Consider the following 18,428-nt stretch of genomic DNA (forward strand, 5'->3'; position numbering starts at 1 on the left):
TCCACGGTGGACATCCGCGCGCTGGTGACCGGAACGGCCACTTACACCGACCCGAGCGCGCCGCCGCTGCCCGCGGTGCAGGCGTGTGTGAACGACGTCGCCGACGTGCTCGACGGCGTCCCCGTGCTGGATCCGCAGCGTCCTGAGGATGTTCTACGGCCTTTGGAGGCGATGGCTTCCTCGCGGCTGGACGTACTGCTGTTCTACTACGCCGGTCACGGGATGCTGGGCACGAACGACTCGTTGTGCCTGGGCCTGCCAGGTTCGGTTGACCACAAGGACCAGGCTCGGCGGACGTCGTTGCCGGTGGACGCGGTTTTCGAGGTGCTCGACCGGGCCCGGGCCAAGACCGTGGTGGCGGTTCTCGACTGTTGCCATGCGGCTCGGGCCTTGCAGGCTCCGCGGACCCACCGGACGCATGTGCTGATGGCGACCGATGCGATCACCAAGGCGATGTCGCCGGTCGGTGACCGGTACACCGCGTTCACCGCCGCGTTGCTGGAACTCTGCCGCGATGGCGTCCCAGACGGTCCCGAGAACCTGTCCCTCGACCTGACATTCCGGCACCTGGACGTCGCCTTACGCGCTGCCGGACACCCCGCACCACATCAGTCCACTGTGGACTACAGCGGTGACGTCCCCTTCGCACCAAATCCCGCCCACGGCACGGCGCACACCCGTGACGGCCTGCTCAGCCGGGCGCGGTACGCCGATCGCTCAGGCCGGGCACGGCGACACGATCAGGCCGTCGAGTTGTTCACGCGGATCGTGCGAGACGCCTCCGCCGCCTTCGGTCCCCTCGATGGCGACGTCAGCCGCTTCCGCCGGGCCCTCGCCGGCTGGGTCGGCACCGCGGGCGACCCAGCCAAGGCCGTCGAGATCCTGACCAAGCTGATCGACGGCCTCCCACCCGGCGACGAGAACGTCCCCGCCGCCCACACCAGCCGCGACTACTGGCTCACCCAGTCCTGGCCGACATGATCTCCACCACCGCGTCGGTGAGTTCCGCGGCGTACCGGCCGTCCGGGTCGAGGTCGGGGTCGTAGATGGTGAGGTGGAAGCCGACGCAGCCGGGCGCGGCGATCAGGGGTTTCACCAGGGCGATCAACTCCGCGTACTGGAGGCCGCCGGGGTCGGGGGCGTCGACCGCGGGGAGCACCGAGATGTCGAGCACGTCGGCGTCGAGGTGCACCCAGAACCCGTCCAGCGCTGAGAAGTGCGCGAGGATCTTCTCGGCGATGTCCGCGGGGCCGGCGGCTTGGATTGCCGGGGACGTCCAGCAGGCGATGCCCGCCTCGGCCAGGTTGTCGCCGTCCCCATCGTCCTCCCGGTTGCCAAGGACAACAACGTCACTGTCCTGAAAGTACGGTCCGAGCCCGTCGATGTCGACGACCGAGGCCTGCCCTCGTCCGGTGGCCAGCGCGAGGGTCTCCCCCGCCGCGGCACCGATCCGGCCGGCCTGGGTCAGCCGCAGGAAGTCCGCGCTGCCGTCCAAATAGGCCAGTCCGTACCGCCCGCGCCGCCGCAGGGACACGCCCGGGGCCAGCAGGATGCTGCAGTCGCCGCCGAGCACGACCGGGAACTCCCCCGCGTCGAGCAGGGTGTCGATCCGCGACGCCAGCCGCCGCGTGTACGAGGCGACACCCACGCTGTTGTAGATCCCGTCGTCGGGTGTCCACGCCGAGATGTCATAACGCGGCGGCACGACGTAGCCGGCGTCGCGTGCGCCGAGCCGGGACAACAGACCTTGGTCGCGAATTGCTCCCGCGAGCTTGTAGCACCCGGGCACCACGCCCGGACCGGGCATCCGCAGGCCGAGGTTGGACGGCGCGTCCAGCACCGCGATCCGATTCATGATCCCGGATTATGACGGGTTTCACCGGAGATCACCCTTACAGGGCATAGGCGTGGCCCGGCGGCACCAGGAGAGTGGATAGGTGCGGGATCGGACTGACCCACCGGCGCTGGTGGGCCGCCACCAGCCCCTGGACGCCCTGGCCAAGGCCCTGCACCGGGCCGCAGACGGCCGGTTCCAGCTCGCCGACCTGGTCGGCGAACCCGGGATCGGCAAGACCAGCCTGCTCACCGACACCGTGACGCGCGCCCGTGACCAGGGCATGCTCGTGCTGGACGGCCGGGCCGCGGAGTTCGCCAAGGACGTCCCGCTCGGGTTGATCACCGACGCGCTGCGCCCGCACCTGCGGCCCAAGGTGGTCGCCCGGCTGCAACCCGCGGAGATCGGCCTGCTCGGCACGGTCTTCCCCACGCTCGCCACCGACCGGACCGCCGGAGCCCCGCGTTATCGCCTCTACCAGGCGGTGAGCGCGCTGATCGAGGCGCTGGCCGACCCGTCCGGGTTGCTGCTGGCGCTGGACGACGTGCACTGGGCCGACGAGTCATCGCTGGAACTGCTCGACTACCTGGTCCGCCACCCGCCGCCGGGCCCGATGCTGGTCGTGCTCGCCTACCGCCCCGCGCAGGCCCCGCCGAGGCTCACCACCGCGCTCGCCCAGGCCGCGCCGGGCGTGCGTCAGCAGATCCCGCTGGAACCGTTGTCGCCCAACGAGATCGACGCGTTCCTCGGGCCGGAGGTGAACCTGCCCCGGCGGCAGTGGCTGGCGAAGGTCAGCGGCGGCAACCCGTTCCACCTGCAGGCCCTGGCCCGCCTGGACTCCGCGCCCGCGCTGCCCGGCGGCCTGCCGGACGACTTCCTCACCGACATCCCGCTGGAGGTCCGTGCCGCGCTGCGGGTCGAGCTGAGCCGGTTGTCCGACGAGGTCTCGCTGGTGGCCCGCTCGGCGGCGGTGATCGGCGACGAGTTCGATCCGGTGATCGTGGCCGCGGCCGCGCAGATCTCCGAGGACGAGGCCCTCACCGCGCTGGACTCCCTCACCGCGCTCGACATCATGCGCGAAAGCCACGGCCGGTTCCGGTTCCGCCATCCGCTGGTCCGGCACGCGGCCTACGCGGCGGCCGCGCCCGGCTGGCGGCTGGCCGCGCACCACCGGATCGCCGACCTGCTCACCCGCCTGCACGCGCCGCCTACCCGCATCGCCCACCACGTGGCCCGCTCGGCACGGTTCGGTGACCGGGACGCGGTGTCGCTACTGGCCGAGGCCGCGTCGACGGTCGCGGTCCAGGCGCCGGCAACGGCGGCGTACTGGCTGCAGTCCGCGTTGCGGCTGCTGCCCGCGGCGCCCGAGGACGCGGCCACGCGCGCAGACCTGTTGACCGACCTTGTCCTCGCGCAGAGCATGAGTGGCCAGCTGGAGGCCGGACGGGACACCGCGCTGGAGGCGCTGCGCCTGTTGCCGATCACCGATCACGCGCGCCGGGTCCGGGTCGCGCCCGCGCTGGCCGTGCTGGAACGGTTGCTGGGCAACAGCGGAGCCGCCCGGACCTTGCTGCTCAGCGAACTGCGGGAGATGCCGGACAGCATGGCGTTCGAAGCCGTGCCCCTGCACCTGCGGCTGGTCGTGGAAGAGGTGTGGCACGGCTGGTTCGACGTGGCCCGGCACATGCTGACCGAAGTCTCCGAAGCCCACCAGGGCAAGAACCACGGCGTGGACGTGGCCGTCGCCGCGCTGCGCCCGATGCCGGACTTCGCCGCGGGCGATGTGTCCGCGGCGCTGGAGCACATCGGCGCCGCGGACCGGTTGCTGGCGACGGCGACCAACGACGACTTGGCGCCGTGGATGGACGCGGTGAGCTGGCTCGGCTCGGCCGAACTGATGGTCGGCCAGATCACCGCCGCCCTGCACACCACCAGTCGCGCGGTGAAAGTCGCGCGCACGACGAGCCAGCACTTCCACGTCGCTCCCCTGCTGTGCACGCAAGCCCGGGCGCTGGGTCACCTCGGTGATCTGGCGAAGGGCATCGCGTGCGCCGAGGAGGCCGTGGAGATCTCGTTGCTGCTGCGGACCGACCAGTGGACCGCGACGGCGTTGGCGATCCAATCGGTCCTGCTGACCTGGTCCGGTGATCACCAGACAGCGCTCCAATTGGCCACGCGCGCCGAACAAGCCAAAGGCAAGACGCGGGGCTGGTACGCGACTTTGGCGCAGTGCGCGCGGGGACTGGCGTTGGCCGCGAACGGCGACCGCCATGCCGAAGCCTCCGCCGCGATCGCAGCGGCCTGCGAGAGTCTGCAGTCGGTCGCGCCGGACTCCATCGTGCTGCTGTTGTGCTGTGACGTGATGGCCGAGCTCGAGACCCGGCACCGCAACCACGACGCGGCGACGATGTGGGCCGAACGGGCGGAACGGGCGGCGCGGCCGGAGCTCGCGGGTGAGGGCGCACTGGCCCAATTGGTCCGGGCCCGCACGCTCGAGGCCGGGGACAAGGCGGTCGATCTGGCCCGGGACGCGGCGGAAGTCCTTACCGAAACGGGGTTGCGGCTGGACGCGGCCCGGGCATGGCTGTGCGCGGGGTCCGCGCTGGCGGACGCGGGCGAACGGCGAACGGCGTTGAGCGCGTTGAAGACCAGCGCCGAGCTGTTCGAGTCCTACGGCGCCCGCGGGCTGCTCGCACAGGCCAACCGGCTGCGGCGACGGCTCGGCGTGCGCATCCCCGGTCCACGCACCGCACGCGGCCAGCTGCCCTTCGGGCTGTCGCCCCGGGAGATGGAGATCGCCCGTTACGTCATCCAGGGCCACACCAACCAGAAAATCGCCGAACTCTTGTTCGTGAGCGTCCGGACGGTGGAGACTCATCTCTCGCACATCTTCCACAAGCTCGGCGTGACCGGGCGGGTGAGCATCGGCCGGGTGCTGGGGCCCGAGCTGGAACGCGCGGACGACCCGTAACGAATGTCAGTGTTTCCCACGATGTCCCACGGGCACGGTTAGTCCATTCTTGGGGCCCATGCGACGCGACATCCCCTTGTACACCCTTGCCGGGGTGACGGACGCCGAGGTGTCCACCCGGCCGTTCACCACTGTGGACGGCCTCGGGTTGAGCCTGCTGCGCTTCCGCCGCGGCGAGGCGGGCGAGGTCGTGCTGCTGGTGCCCGGGCTGACCCTGTCCAGCGACATGTTCATCATGCCGGAGCACTACAACCTGGTGAGCTTCCTGCTCGACAACGGCTTCGAGGTCTGGTCGCTGGACTCGCGGATGAGCAACCGGCACCCGTACGGGACCGGGCTCAACCGGTACACGTTGGACGATCTGGCGTTGTTCGACCACCCGGCTGCGGTGTCGCTGGTGCGCGGGCAGATCGGCGACCGGCCGCTGCACGTGGTCTCGCACTGCCTGGGCGCGGTCTCGTTCCTGATGGCGTTGTTCGCCGGGACGGTCGACGGGATCACGAGTGTGGTGGCCAACAGTGTCGGACTGACCCCGAGGGTGGCCACCTGGTCGATGGCCAAGCTCGCCGCCGCGCCGTTCCTCGCCGAGTACGTGCTCGGCATGCCGACGGTGACCCCGGACTGGGCGCGGGACCCGGCGTTCACCCGCGGCTGGGCGGTCTCGAAGCTGACCTCGTTGCTGCACCGGGAATGCGACGTGCCCGAGTGCCACCTGCTGAGCTTCCTGTGGGGCACCGGCTGGCCGGCCATGTACGAGCACGAGAACCTGCTGCCGGTGACCCACCGGCGGATCGGCGATCTCTGCCGGACCACCGGGTTCTCCTACGACCGGCACGTGCGCAAGATGGTCCTGGCCGGGCGCGCGGTCAAGTACCGCAACACCGAGAAGTACTCCGCGCTGCCGGACGACTATCTCGCCCGGGCCGCGGAGGTCACCACGCCGCTGCTGCTGATGTCCGGTGACCGCAACAAGATCTTCGGCGCCTCGAACAGGATCTGCTTCGACCGGCTGGAAAAGGCCGCGCCCGGGCGGCACGAGTATGCGACCATTCCGGGCTACGGGCACATCGACCCGTTCATCGGGCAGCACGCGGCGGTCGAGGTCTTCCCGCGGATGCTCGACTTCCTCAAGCGGCAGGGGGTGTCGCATGAGCGTGGAACACGTTGAGGTGGTGGTGATCGGGTCCGGCTTCGGCGGATCGGTCACCGCCTACCGGGCCGCGCAGGCCGGCCGCTCGGTCGTCCTGCTGGAACGCGGACGGGCTTATCCGCCAGGGGGTTTCGCGCGCACGCCGGCCGAACTGCGGCGCAACTTCTGGGATCCGGCCGCCGAGCGGTTCGGGTTGTTCGACATGTGGTCGTTCCCCGGGTTCGACTCGGTGGTCTCCAGCGGTCTCGGCGGTGGGTCGCTGATCTACGCGAACGTGTTGCTGCGCAAGGACGAGCGCTGGTTCGTCAAGGACGAGCACGAGACCTGGCCGATCACCCGCGCGGACCTCGAACCGCACTACGACGCGGTGCAGCGGATGCTGCAGCCGACGCCGTACCCGTTGGAGCACGACGAGTTCTCCGACTGCCCGAAGACGCATGCGATGAAGGAGACCGCGGCCGGGCTTGGTCTCGAGTGGAGCCTGCCGCCGCTCGCGGTCCGGTTCTCCCGGCGCCCCGGCGGGCGGCCGGCGATCGGGCTGCCGATCGCCGAGCCCTACTACGGCAACCTGCACGGCAAGCCGCGCCGCACCTGCCGGCTGTGCGGGGAGTGTGACATCGGCTGCAACGAGGGCGCCAAGAACAGCCTGGACCACACCTACTTGTCGGCCGCGAAGTACCACGGCGCGGACATCCGGACGTTGTGCGAGGCGCAGGTCATCCGGCCGCGGGACGAGGGCGGGTACGAGGTGGGGTACGTCGTTCACGACGGCATGGCGGTCGCGAAGACCATCACCTGCGACCGGCTGGTGCTCGCGGCCGGCTCGTTCGGCACCACCCAACTGTTGCTGCGCAACCGGAAGCACCTTGGCGGGTTGAGCCCGGCGCTGGGCACGCGGTTCTCCGGGAACGGCGACCTGATCGCCTTCCTGCTGCGTGCCCAGCACGGCGACAAGGTACTGGAGGGCAGCCGCGGGCCGGTGATCACCAGCACCATCCGGGTACCGGACACAGTGGACGGTGGCGACGGCCGCGGCTACTACGTCCAGGACGCCGGCCATCCCGCGTTCGTCGACTGGATCGTGGAGAACGCCACGCTGCCCGAGCGCCTGGTGCGGCTGGCCGGGTTCGTGGCCCGCCGGATGGTCACCGGCAACCGGTCCGGCGAGGTCTCCCACCAGGTCGCCGAGCTGTTGTCGGACGGCACGCTCTCGGCGAGCTCGTTGCCGTTGCTGGGCATGGGCCGCGACATCCCGGACGGCGTGATGCGGTTGCGGGACGGCAAACTCGACGTGGCCTGGACCACCAGGACCAGCCGCGCGTACTTCGATCGTGTGCGCGCCACCATGAAACGGATCAGCGAGTCACTCGGCGGGGACTATGTGGACAGTCCCACCTGGTGGCACAAGCGGATCATCGTGGCGCATCCACTGGGGGGCGCGCCGATCGGGTCGCATCCAGGGGAGGGCGTGTGCGACCCGTTCGGTGAGGTTTTCGAATATCCCGGGCTGTACGTGGCGGACGGTGCCGCCATGCCCGGGCCGGTGGGGGCCAACCCGGCCTTCACCATCGCGGCCATGGCCGACCGGCTGAGCGACCGGCTGGCCGATGCCGCGGTCCCGCACCGCGTGGGGGGTGCGGTGCGGGCCGCACCCGCGGTACCAGCCGGCATCGGGGGCTCGGCTGGTACCGCCTCGCTCACCTTCACCGAGCGGATGACCGGTCCGTTCGTGGTCAGCCAGGGGGAATCGGCGTCGACCATGACGCTGGAGCTGACGGTCACGATCGATGACCTGGACAAGTTCCTCGCGGATCCGGCCCATCCGGCCCGCGCGGAGGGCTCGGTGGAGTGCGCCGGGCTCAACGGCTGGCTGCCGGTCCGCGACGGGGTGATCAACCTGATGATCCCCGGCCCGGGCCAGGGTCACCGGCAGATGCTCTACCGGCTGCACCTGGAAGACGGCGCCGGGAACCACCTGACGTTGAGCGGGCACAAGGACTTGCACGACGACCCGGGCATGGACATGTGGCCGGACACCTCGACGCTGACCGTCCGGTTGCAGAACGGGCGGTCGCCGGACGAGCACGCGCCCGTGCTGGGGGCCGGTGTGCTGCGCATCCGCAAGCGGGACTTCCTGCGTCAACTGGGGACGATCAAGGCCGACCCGGAGACCGCTCGCCGGTTCGGCACATTCTTCGTGGGGGAACTGTGGGACCAGTACTCGAAGGCGAACGGGCGACGGTAGCGCTGGTACTTTCCGGCGGCGGCGCGCAGGCCGCGTACTTCGGCGCCGGGGTCGCGGCCGGGCTCGCCGACGCCGGGATCCGGCCGGACATCATCTCCGGCACGTCGGCCGGGGCGTTGAACGCCGGTCTGCTCGCAAGTGGGCTGTCGCCGGACGCGCTGGTCGATCTGTGGTCCACCATCGACAGTTCGGAGGTGTACCGGGTGCGCCGGGACTTCTGGCGGCTGCCACGCTGGAGTGGCCTGTTCCGGCGGCCTTCGGACCTGTTGGACTATGCCCTGGAGTCGATCGGCTGGCGGTGGCTCCTGGACATCAGCCCGGCCCGTGAGCTGCTTGTGCGATACGTCGGCGAGGTCCTCCGGCCGGACCGCACGGTGGTGGTCTCGGCGGTGAACCAGACCACCGGCGAGGTCACCCACTTCACCAACACCCTTCCCTCGCACGACAAAGGGTTCCGGCTGGTCGACCTGACCGTGGACCACTTGCTGGCGAGCGCCGCGGCACCGCTGTTGTTCCCGCCGGTGGTAATCGACGACGAGTCCTATGTGGACGCTGGACTGGTCGCCAACACTCCTCTGACACCCGCTTTGGCTTACACGCCGGACGTTGTGGTTGTGGTGGCGTCGTCACATTCCGGTCCGCTGCCGGACTCGGGCTCGCTGGACGACGCCCTCGCGCTGCTTTTCGACAACGTGGCACGGTTCTCGCTGATGCAGGACTACCGGCATGCCCAGACTGTGAACACGTTGGCGGCCGCCGCACCCGCGGCGACCGCCAAGCGCCCGGTCTCGTTGGTCCTGGTGGAGCCGGCCGAGGAGTTCTCGGTGTCCGGGTTCCTGCGGTTCTGCCCGGAGTCCGCGCGGGACATCGCCGCGCACGGCCGGGACCGGGTTCAGGCGGCGCTCGCCTCGCTGTGTTGATCAGGACTGGGCTGCCTTGATCAGCGCCCGGCCGATGACGATCTTCTGGATCTCGCTCGTGCCCTCGTAGATCCGGAACAACCGGGCATCCCGGTAGAACCGTTCCACCGCAACGCTGCGCATGTACCCGAGTCCGCCGTGGACCTGCACGCCGCGGTCGGCCACGCGCCCGACCATCTCGCTGCAGAACAACTTCGCCGAGGACGGCCCCACGGTGACGTCCTCGCCGGAGTCGTACCGGTCGGCGACGTCCAGCACAAGCGCCCGGCCTGCATGGATCTCCGCCTGGGACTCGGCCAGCAAGGCCTGCACCAGCTGGTGTTCGCCGATGACCCGGCCGCCTTGCTTGCTGGTGGCCGCATGCCGGACCGACTCGTCCTGGATCCGTTGCGCCAGGCCGACACACAGCGCCGCGATGTGCAGGCGTCCGCGCGCCAGCACGGTCATCGCCCACGCGTACGCCTTGTCGACGACCCCGCCGATCAGCCGGTCCTGGCCGACGCGGACGTCGTCGAGGTAGATCTCGGCGGTGTGCGCGCCCGCCTGGCCCATCTTCTTGTCCCTGGGCCCCACGGTGACCGCGTCCGCGTCCACGATGAACGCCGAGATCCCGCGTCCGCCAACGGCTTGCGGGTCGGTCCGGGCGAAGACCACGAACAGTTCGGCCTCGGTGGCGTTGGTGATGAACCGCTTCTGCCCGTTCAGCACCCATTCGTCGCCGTCGAGCCGTCCGCTCGTGCGCAGCCCCGACGGATCCGACCCGGCCTCTGCCTCGGTCAGCGCGAACGACGCGACCAGCTCGCCCGCGGCCAGCCCGGGCAGGAACGCCTGTTTCTGCCCCTCGGTGCCGAACTTGGCGATGACCTGTCCGGCGATGCCGTTGTTGGTGCCGAACATCGAGCGGAAGGCGGGTGTGGTGTAGCCCAGTTCCAGCGCCAGCCGGACGTCCTCGGCCATCTTCAGCCCCAGGCCGCCGTACTGTTCCGGCAGCGCGAACCCGAACAGGCCCATCGCGGCGGCCTGCCGGCGGACCGGCTCGGGGATCTCGTCGGTGTCCTCGATCTCCTCCTCGCGCGGGATCACCTCGGTCCGCACGAACGACCGCACCGCGCTGAGGATCTCGTCCAGCTCTCCGGCATCCATTCCGGCATGTTAGCTCTTGGCAGTGGGATCGTTGATCCTGCCGAGGAACAACGGCGCGCCGGTGGCGGTGTCGGTGATCACGAACGTGAACGGCCGGTCCAGGGTGACCTGGATGGTCTGCATCGCGGAAGTGGCGCGCGCGCCCGCTCCGGACGCCGCCGCGGCCACCGTGCCGTGCTCGTCGACCTGGATGAAGGTGTTGTGCCGTACGGTTTGCAGGGCGAGTGGCTCGTCCGCGGTCATCCCGCTGAAGTCGGCCTGGTCGGTGAAGGCCGTGGCCATCCCGGCATCCTTCAACGCGTCGTTGAGGTCGAGCTCGGACGAGGTGGTGAACTTCGGCATGGCCAGCTCGACCGGCGCGGGCTTGATCTGCTTGAGGATGGCCGGGATCCCGTTGGTGCGCATGACGTCCGCTTTGGACGGTCCGGTGGTCAGGATCGCGGTGAACGCCAGCTTCCCGCTCTTGTAGGGCAACGTCACGGCTTGGAAGCCGGGGCCGGTCGCGTAGCCGAGCTGGGACTTCGGGTCCTCCTGGTCGAAGTCGTTGTGCATCATCGGGACCTGGACCTTGGAGCCGTCCGGCCGGGTGAACTCCGCCTGGCTCGTCTTGTCCTGCTTGAACTCCCGGGCCCAGGCGGCCTCCAGGTAGATGGCGTTCGTCAGCACCATCCGGGTGTCGCCGTCGAGCGAGCCGGGCGGGAACAGGTTCTTGATCTTGCCACCGGTCTGGTCGGCGATGGTGTCGTTGATCCGCTTCACCGCGTCGCCGGGGTTCGTCTTGAAGTCCGCGTCGTTGGCCTTCGCCTGGAAGTCGTCCCGCAGGCCGTCGGCGAAGGGCTGCTTGAGGCGCAGGCCCTGCTGGGTCCAGACCGTGTTGGCGGCCTTGACGTCCTGCGTCCCGAACACCCGCATCAGCTCGCGCGCGTGGGTGGTGGCGCCTTGCGGCAGGTGCAGGACGTTGGCCATCTCCTCGGCGGTCTTGCCGCCCGCGCCCGAGGCCACCATCTGCAGCACGAGCGACACGCTGACCGGCGAGATGACCAGGTTGCCGCCCTTGTCCGCGAGGAACGGCGAGTTCAGCAGGTCCAGGCCGAACGCGTCCACCGCGTCGACCACCGTGGCGACATCCAGGTTCGCCTGCTCGACCACCGGCAAGGGCGGTGGCGGCGGCCCCTCCGCCTCGGGCGCCTTCGCCCCACACCCCGCGAGAGCGAGAACCAGACCGACCGCAGCCACACGTTTGACCATGTCCCTAAGACGGCGCACGATCGCCGATCCGTTGCATCGGCGCTTCTCGTCTTTGGCGTGACCACCTGGCACTGTTAGCGGTATGCGGAAGGGCATCATCGGCGCGCTGTTCGTCGTGGCAGTCGTGGTGCTGGTGATCGTTCTCCGCAACGGGCTGCCGAAGCCGCAGCAGGCCGCGCCGGGGCCGGAACAGGTGTCCCGGACCGTGGTCTCCGGGTTGGCGTGGCGGCAGGTGGCGTTGCCGGATGGCACCGATCAGGCCCACCGGTCGGCGGCCGATCTCAGTCACGCGGTGTTCCCGGTCCGGGGCGCCGACGGTGAACGGCAGCTGCTGAGCCGGTCGTCGGATGCCGTCACGGAGGTCGCGCACGGGCCGGACCCGCTGGTCGGCACGCTCGACGGGTCGCGGCTGGTGGTCGACTCGGAGATCGCCGGCCGGACCACTGTGTCCACTGTGGACCTCGGCCGGGGTGTCCGGACGGCTCGGGCGGGCGGGTTCGAGGCAGGCGGGGTCGCGGTCGCGGCGGGTGTGGTCGCCGTGCAGGAAGGCGACTCGTGCCTGACGTTCCTGGACGTGGCCTCGCTGAACCCGCGGTCCCGGCACTGCAGCGCGCCGGGGTGGGCCATCTCGTTGCTCACCGCGGAGACGGACTCCGTGCAGTGGAAGGAAACCGGGCAGGGCGACTGCGGCGTCTGGTACCGGCTCGACGACAAGGACCAGCCGCAGCGGATGCCCACCGGTGGGCGGGCCTGCCGGGCCGCGTCGGTGATCGAGTTCGGCGGCTGGGAGGTCACCACCGACTACCCCGCCTATGACCTGGGCATTCTCTACCCCGGGCCGCTGGTCGCCTGGCGGGACGGGCGGGAGATCGCGCTGGACTCGACCGTGCTGGACGTGCACGCCTGCGGGAAGCACGTCTACTGGTTGAGCAAACCGGTCGGCCGTGACCAGACCGGCGAGCTGGTGCGCTGGACACCCGGCGAGGCCCGGATCGAGGCGCTGACCGTGGGTGAGCCCGGCACCACCTCACCGGCACGCTGCGTGAACGGCGTGCTGAACGTCGTCGTCTACGGCAGCACCCCGCACCTGTGGATCCTGCCGGACCCGTGATCAGCCGCCGGACATCCCCTGCAACACGTCCAGCTCGGGCTGCCGGACATCGATGACCTTCTGCGCCAGCGCTTTCGCCTCGGCCTTGGTGCCCTGCCGCAGCTCGGTCTCCGCCATCTTGATCGCGCCCAGATGATGGACGATCATCAGGTCCATCCACCCGGTGTCGAACTTCTGGTCCTTGACCTCACGCAGTTTGTCGAGGTCCGAGGCCTTGATCGCGCCGGGCAGCGACGCGTCGCTCACATGCGGCACCTCCCCCCACTCGCGCACCAGCCCGGTGAGCTGGGCGATCTCGGCGGCGGGCTGGGCCTGGATGCGTTGCGCGATGGTCTTCAGCGCGGGCGTGCCCGTCCGGCCCTCGACCAGTTTCGCGGCCTCGACGGCCTGATTGGTGTGCAGGATCATCCGTTGCGCGAAGAAGCTGTCCGGATTGCCCGGCGGCAGCTGCGGCGCGCTACAGCCGGCCAGCAAGCATGCGACGACCAGCACAATCACCCTGTTCACACCGGGGATACGGACCCGCCGGGCGCGTGGTTCAGCGGATGTCCGGTGTGAACCGCGCGTTGGAACGTTGTGACCGACCGGGAGGTCACCAAGACGCGGCCATCGGTGTCCGTGCCCCTGCTGGGCGGGGGCCTCGGAATCATGTACAACCTGCGGTCGGTGCCCGGCCTGCGGTTGTCCGGCGAGACGCTAGCCCGGATCTTCGGCGGGGGCATCACGGCCTGGGACGCCCCCGCGATCGCCACCGACAATCTCGGGATGTCATTGCCCGCGCAGCCGATCACAGTGGTCGTCCGCAGCGACGGCGCGGCGACCAGCCTGCAACGCCGGATTCCCGGTCGCTCGGCCGCGGAACTCGTCGGGCGCGTTCGTGCCGCCAGAGGCCGAGAACGTCACCGCCGGTGCTGCTCGACACCGCACAGCGGCGCGGTTCCATATCCCGCGGACCGTCCACTAAGGACATCGCCACTGAGGTCCTGCCCGGCGCGCTCACCCTCACGGTGACAACTCCGGACGTCACCCTGCCACGCCGGTGCTGACCGCCGACGGGTCGGTCCGGGTGACCAGCGGGCAGCTCAACCCGGTGCGGGTCACCGACACCCGCGCGGGCAACCCCGGCTGGAACCTGACCGGCCAGGTCAGCGACTTCACCAGCGGCGCCGCCAGGTTCAGCGGCAGCCACCTCCGCCGGACCCCGCACTCGTCCTCACGTTGACCGCGATCTGACTTGCACCCGGTCGTGACCTGGGCGTAGTGTCAGGGCGTTCGTACAGGACGATTGCCCTACTCCGAGGAGCGCGGTGAGGTCACCAGCGGCGGCACGCGGGCAGGAGGTGCGGCAGCGGCTGTTGGCCGCGGCCGTGGAGCTGATCCCGGAGCGAGGCTGGACGGCGGTGAGCACCCGGGTGCTGGCCGAGCGGGCCGGGGTGACACCGAGCGTGGTGCACTACCACTTCCCGTCGATGCCGGCGTTGCTGAGCGAGGCCGCGATCACAGCGATGCGCATGATTGTGTCCGAAGTGGACGGCATGACGGAGACCGCCGGGTCGCCACGGGAACTCGTCGAGGGACTGCTCGCGTCGGTGGCACAGTACGACGGCGCCGACCCGATGTCACTGCTGTTCATCGAGACCTATCTCGCGGCCACCCGGGATGCGGGGCTCAGGGCGCAGATCGAGGTGATCATCACGGGCGTCCGCGAGCGGATCGGTGAATGGCTGGCGGGACAAGGGATCGCCGAGTCCGGCGAGACCGCCGCCGTGCTGCTGGCGGCCATCGACGGCCTGTTGCTGCATCGCGGTCTCGGGTCCGCGCCGGACCCCGCGGCGCTGGGGATCGTTCTGAGGAGGCTGATTGCGGAGGGGTGAGATGAAGGTTGTCATTTGCGGCGCGGGGATTGCCGGGCTCGCGCTGGCGAACGCGTTGCGCTGCGAGGTCGTCGTGCTCGAGCGGAGCCCGGGGCCGCGCACACAGGGCTACATGATCGACTTTTTCGGGACCGGGTACGACGCCTGCGAGGCGATGGGCCTGTTGCCCGCGGTTCTCGAGGCCGGTTACCTGGTCAGCGAGGCGAGCCTGCTCGATGATCACGGCCGCCGCCGCGGCAGGGTCGACTACGACCAGTTCGCGAAGGCCGTCGACGGCCGGTTCGTCAGCGTGATGCGGCCCGACCTCGAACGCGTCCTGCGTGAGCATCTTCCGTCTACTGTGGACTTGCGGTTCGGCATGAGCATCACCGCGGTGGAGAACACACCGGACGGGGTTCGGTGCACCGTGGACGATGGCACGCGGATCGACGCGGACCTGTTGGTCGGCGCGGACGGCATCCACTCGACCGTCCGGGACCTCGTCTTCGGGCCACAGGAACCGCGGTATCTGGGGTTCCACACCGCCGCGTACATGTTCGACTCGCCGGAGATCCACGCGGCGGTGCGCGGCCGGTTCGTGCTGACCGACACCATCGGCCAGCAGATGGGGTTCTACGCCTTGCGGGATGGGCGGGTGGCGTCCTTCGCCGTGCACCGCACGCCCGATCCGGCCCTGCCGACGGACACCCGGGCGGCGATCCGTGAGACGTACGCTGGGCTTGGGTGGCTTGTGCCGCAAGCACTTGAGCTTTGCCCGCCGGCGTCGGAGATCTACTACGACCAGGTGGCGCAGATCGAGATGCCGTGCTGGAGCAAGGATCGGGTCGTTCTGCTCGGCGATTCCTGCTATGCGGTGTCTTTGCTGGCAGGCCAGGGCGCTTCGCTGGGGATCGCCGGGGCCTATGTGCTCGCCGACCGGCTGGCGTCGACGGCCTCGGTTCCGTTGGCATTGACCGAGTACGAACGCTTGTGGCGGCCGATCGCCGAGGAGAAGCAGCGGACCGGCCGGGCCGGCGCGCGCTGGTTCCTGCCCGAGTCCAGGTTCACGCTGGCGTTGCGGCGCCTGGCGTTGCACGCCGCCCGGCTGCCTGGGCTCAGCCGGGTCTTCGCCGGTGCCATCGCGGGCAAGTCGAGCGGGTTGATCACGAACCTGGCGAGCTGACCGGCCCGAGTGCCGCCGGGATGTCGGCGCCCTCGGGCCTGGGTTCCTTGAGTTCCACGAAGATCGCGTGTGTCTCGGTGGACCCGACGTTCTCGCCGGTGTGCTCCTGCGCGGGCAGCCAGCGGACCTCCCCCGCGGGCAGCTCGACCATCGCCTCCCGGCCGCCGGCGGAGACGCGGCGGGAGAACGAGCTGAGCGTGACCATCACGCTGTCCGGGTGGCTGTGCGGCGCGGTGCGGTCGCCCGGCCGGTCGCCGTAGGCCAGTACGCGGACGCGGTCGTTCTCGAAGATCACCTTGTACAGATCGGGGTTGGTCGATGCGGGGTCCATGATGTCTCCTCCGTGGGACTACAGTACCATGATGGCATGCAAGTCCCATATGAGTCCACCGGTCGCCAGCGGCAGAAGGGCCGTACCCGGGAGGCCCTGGTCGCCGCCGCCCGGGCGCTGCTGGCGCGCGGGGTCTCACCGGGGGTCGAGGAGGTCGCCGAGGAGGCGGGGATCTCGCGGACCACCGCGTACCGGTACTTCCCGAACCAGCGCGCTTTGTTGCTCGCGGCGCACCCACAGATCCAGGAGCGCACGCTGCTACCCGAGGACGCGCCGCAGGACCCGGTGGCGCGGCTGGACATCGTCATGCACGAGTTCGTGCGGATCACCCTGGACTGGGAGCCGCAGCTGCGCACCCAGCTGCGGCTGTCCCTCGAACCCGGCGCCGAGCAGCCCGTGCTGCGCCAGGGGCGGGCGATCGGGTGGATCAAGGACGCGCTGGAACCGTTGCGGGCGACCCACCCGGCGGTGGACGTCGACCGGCTCGCGCTGGCCATCCGGTCGGCCACCGGCATCGAGTCGCTGATCTGGCTGACCGACATCGGCGGTCTGTCCCGCGAGGAGGCGGCGAACGTGGTGAAGTCCTCCGCGCGGGCGCTGCTGCAGGCCGCGATCCTGTGTTCCTAGTGTGTGGCGGGTTTCCGGATACTGACCGGCATGCGCAAGGGGCTGGAAGGCAGACTGCTGGAGGCGGCCGCGCCGCTGCTCAACCCGGGTGAGCAGCCGGTGTTCGGCACGTGCGCCACGGTCGGTGCGGGCGTGAACAACATCCGGAACATCACGCGCGGCGCGGTCCAGGAAAGTGTCGCCACTCTGGGCACCAGCTTCACCCTGAACATGCCCAAGCGGTTCTACCTGCTGCTGACCAACCAGCGGCTGCTGTTCGTCGGCTCGAACGACAACACCTCGCGCCCGGTGACCCAGCTCGCCTGGCAGGTGCCGCGGGCAGGGCTACGGCTCCAGCCGGTCAGCGGCGGCGGGCTGATGAAGTGCTACCAGGTCGTCGCGCCCGACGGCCGCCCGCTGGCCCAGCTCAACTTCGCCGTCCCCCAACGCTCCGACGCCACCCACCTCGCCGAAGTGCTCAACGGCATGTGAACTCTGCGCGAATGCTGGGGATTTACCTGGTCAGGACGGTCGCGTCAGGGTGTAATTTCTCGACCTGTGTTCGACCAATCGCCTGAGATCGTCGACCGGTTCCCCGAGCTGCGGGAAGGCTCGCTCGTCGTGGACTACGAGGACGGGGACGACCCGGTGCTGCTGCGCGCGGACGGGTCGGTGATCGACACCTGGCGGGAGAACTACCCGTACACCGAGCGGATGTCGCGGCAGGAGTACGAGCAGCTCAAACGGTTGCTGCAGATCGAGCTGCTGAAGCTGCAGTACTGGATCAAGGACACCGGCGGGCGCGTGGTGATCCTGTTCGAGGGCCGCGACGCCGCGGGCAAGGGCGGCACCATCAAGCGGTTCACCGAGCACCTCAACCCCCGCGGCGCCCGGGTGGTCGCGCTGAACAAGCCGACCGACCGCGAGCAGGGCGAGTGGTACTTCCAGCGGTACGTGAACCACCTGCCGACCGCCGGGGAGATCGTGCTGTTCGACCGGTCCTGGTACAACCGGGCCGGCGTCGAGCGGGTGATGGGGTACTGCGACGAGGAGCAGTACCAGCGGTTCATCACGCAGGTGCCCGCGTTCGAGCAGATGCTGGTGGACGACGGGGTTGTACTGATCAAGCTGTGGTTCTCGGTGACCCGGGCCGAGCAGCGCACCCGGTTCCTGATCCGCCAGGTCGACCCGGTGCGCCAGTGGAAGCTGAGCCCCAACGACATCGAGTCACTCGACCGCTGGAACGCCTACACCGAGGCGAAAGTGGCGATGTTCCGCTCGACCGACACCACCGCGGCGCCATGGACCGTGGTGAAGAGCAACGACAAGAAGCGCGCCCGCATCGAGGCCATGCGCAGCGTCCTGGACCGCTTCGACTACAGCGACAAGGACCACGAGGTAGTCGGCAAACCCGACACCCAGGTCGTCGGCGCCGCCGCCACCCTCCTCGAAGAGGGCGAAGACACCCCCTAACCCCCTCACCACCCCTCCCCCGCGTGTCCCCCTTTCCTCCCGGGTGTGTCCCCCTTTCCTCCCCCGCGTGTCCCCCGTTCGTCGCCCCCGTGTCCCACGTTCACGCAGGGTGTGTTCCACATTCGTCCGCCCCATGTCGCACGTTCGTCCGGGGAAGCGTCGCGCCCGCGGAGAACTCATGGGGGACGAACGTGGGACACGGCATCCGTGAACGGGGGACACGCCCCGGAGGAACGGGGGACATGCGCGGGTGGGTTGGCTAGTGTCGACACTACGTTGAGCGATCCTCTGTGACGGCTCGTTTCGTCCTTGACAATGCGCTTACGCGACAGTCAGACTCGCCAAAGTGTCGACACTATG

Annotated in this window: 18 protein-coding genes; 13 read left to right on the forward strand and 5 right to left on the reverse strand. The window is 69.7% G+C overall.

All coding sequences use genetic code 11. The features are described from left to right. Positions 1-6 precede the first annotated feature (6 nt). Positions 7-981 carry a caspase family protein gene (locus AB0J95_RS18125; RefSeq protein WP_364758409.1) on the forward strand — a complete coding sequence of 325 codons (975 nt, stop codon included), beginning with the start codon at positions 7-9 and terminating at the stop codon, positions 979-981. Here AB0J95_RS18125 and AB0J95_RS18130 read toward each other — a convergent pair. Then, complete coding sequence (locus AB0J95_RS18130) at positions 959-1,855, reverse strand: arginase family protein (protein ID WP_364758411.1); 897 nt, start codon at positions 1,853-1,855, stop codon at positions 959-961. The two genes, AB0J95_RS18125 and AB0J95_RS18130, sit on opposite strands and share 23 nt — an antisense overlap. Before the next feature lie 82 nt (positions 1,856-1,937). Between AB0J95_RS18130 and AB0J95_RS18135 the strand changes: the two genes are divergently transcribed. The 4 genes from AB0J95_RS18135 to AB0J95_RS18150 are packed head-to-tail and all read left to right on the forward strand — an operon-like array spanning position 1,938 to position 9,120. Then, positions 1,938-4,805 carry an AAA family ATPase gene (locus AB0J95_RS18135; protein ID WP_364758413.1) on the forward strand — a complete coding sequence of 956 codons (2,868 nt, stop codon included), beginning with the start codon at positions 1,938-1,940 and terminating at the stop codon, positions 4,803-4,805. Between the two features lie 58 nt (positions 4,806-4,863). After that, the gene (locus tag AB0J95_RS18140) at positions 4,864-5,973 is read left to right on the forward strand and encodes an alpha/beta fold hydrolase (protein ID WP_364758414.1); all 1,110 of its coding nucleotides are present in this window, start codon (positions 4,864-4,866) and stop codon (positions 5,971-5,973) included. Beyond that, positions 5,954-8,200 carry a GMC family oxidoreductase gene (locus tag AB0J95_RS18145; RefSeq protein WP_364758416.1) on the forward strand — a complete coding sequence of 749 codons (2,247 nt, stop codon included), beginning with the start codon at positions 5,954-5,956 and terminating at the stop codon, positions 8,198-8,200. Before AB0J95_RS18140 ends, AB0J95_RS18145 begins: the two co-directional genes overlap by 20 nt. Continuing rightward, positions 8,164-9,120 (forward strand): patatin-like phospholipase family protein, encoded by a 957-nt coding sequence (locus AB0J95_RS18150; RefSeq protein ID WP_364758418.1) that lies wholly within the window; start codon positions 8,164-8,166, stop codon positions 9,118-9,120. Before AB0J95_RS18145 ends, AB0J95_RS18150 begins: the two co-directional genes overlap by 37 nt. Here AB0J95_RS18150 and AB0J95_RS18155 read toward each other — a convergent pair whose 3' ends face one another. Further along, the gene (locus AB0J95_RS18155) at positions 9,121-10,263 is read right to left on the reverse strand and encodes an acyl-CoA dehydrogenase family protein (protein ID WP_364758420.1); all 1,143 of its coding nucleotides are present in this window, start codon (positions 10,261-10,263) and stop codon (positions 9,121-9,123) included. Between the two features lie 9 nt (positions 10,264-10,272). Further along, complete coding sequence (locus tag AB0J95_RS18160; protein ID WP_364758422.1) at positions 10,273-11,499, reverse strand: serpin family protein; 1,227 nt, start codon at positions 11,497-11,499, stop codon at positions 10,273-10,275. 94 nt (positions 11,500-11,593) lie between these two features. Between AB0J95_RS18160 and AB0J95_RS18165 the strand changes: the two genes are divergently transcribed. After that, a complete protein-coding gene (locus AB0J95_RS18165) occupies positions 11,594-12,622 on the forward strand; it encodes a hypothetical protein (protein WP_364758424.1) in 1,029 nt (342 codons plus the stop codon). Here the strand turns inward: AB0J95_RS18165 and AB0J95_RS18170 are convergent, their stop codons facing one another. After that, a complete protein-coding gene (locus AB0J95_RS18170) occupies positions 12,623-13,129 on the reverse strand; it encodes a DUF305 domain-containing protein (protein WP_364758426.1) in 507 nt (168 codons plus the stop codon). A gap of 69 nt (positions 13,130-13,198) precedes the next feature. Between AB0J95_RS18170 and AB0J95_RS18175 the strand changes: the two genes are divergently transcribed. From AB0J95_RS18175 to AB0J95_RS18190, 4 genes are all read left to right on the forward strand, one after another. Beyond that, on the forward strand, positions 13,199-13,633 hold the full coding sequence (locus tag AB0J95_RS18175; RefSeq protein WP_364758428.1) for a substrate-binding domain-containing protein: 435 nt from the start codon (positions 13,199-13,201) through the stop codon (positions 13,631-13,633). Between the two features lie 28 nt (positions 13,634-13,661). Next, positions 13,662-13,844, forward strand: coding sequence for a hypothetical protein (locus AB0J95_RS18180; protein ID WP_364758430.1), 183 nt, complete (start codon positions 13,662-13,664; stop codon positions 13,842-13,844). 85 nt (positions 13,845-13,929) lie between these two features. Next, positions 13,930-14,496 carry a TetR/AcrR family transcriptional regulator gene (locus AB0J95_RS18185; protein WP_364758432.1) on the forward strand — a complete coding sequence of 189 codons (567 nt, stop codon included), beginning with the start codon at positions 13,930-13,932 and terminating at the stop codon, positions 14,494-14,496. Between the two features lies 1 nt (position 14,497). Continuing rightward, positions 14,498-15,658, forward strand: a complete 1,161-nt coding sequence (locus AB0J95_RS18190) for an FAD-dependent monooxygenase (protein WP_364758434.1) — start codon at positions 14,498-14,500, stop codon at positions 15,656-15,658. On the opposite strand, the gene AB0J95_RS18195 is transcribed toward AB0J95_RS18190, so the two are convergent. After that, the gene (locus AB0J95_RS18195) at positions 15,639-15,989 is read right to left on the reverse strand and encodes a cytoplasmic protein (protein ID WP_364758436.1); all 351 of its coding nucleotides are present in this window, start codon (positions 15,987-15,989) and stop codon (positions 15,639-15,641) included. The two genes, AB0J95_RS18190 and AB0J95_RS18195, sit on opposite strands and share 20 nt — an antisense overlap. A 36-nt stretch (positions 15,990-16,025) precedes the next feature. Here AB0J95_RS18195 and AB0J95_RS18200 point away from each other — a divergent pair, with 36 nt between their 5' ends. The 3 genes from AB0J95_RS18200 to ppk2 all read left to right on the forward strand — a co-directional run bounded on the left by AB0J95_RS18200 (position 16,026) and on the right by ppk2 (position 18,068). Further along, positions 16,026-16,616, forward strand: a complete 591-nt coding sequence (locus tag AB0J95_RS18200; protein ID WP_364758438.1) for a helix-turn-helix domain-containing protein — start codon at positions 16,026-16,028, stop codon at positions 16,614-16,616. Between the two features lie 30 nt (positions 16,617-16,646). Beyond that, entirely contained in the window at positions 16,647-17,087 is a 441-nt protein-coding gene (locus AB0J95_RS18205) for a hypothetical protein (RefSeq protein WP_364758440.1), read from the forward strand. Positions 17,088-17,153: 66 nt separating this feature from the next. Further along, positions 17,154-18,068, forward strand: a complete 915-nt coding sequence (ppk2, locus tag AB0J95_RS18210; RefSeq protein WP_364758442.1) for a polyphosphate kinase 2 — start codon at positions 17,154-17,156, stop codon at positions 18,066-18,068. Positions 18,069-18,428 lie beyond the last annotated feature (360 nt).

It is taken from the genome of Actinocrispum sp. NPDC049592, assembly GCF_040675465.1.
GTDB lineage: Bacteria > Actinomycetota > Actinomycetes > Mycobacteriales > Pseudonocardiaceae > Kibdelosporangium.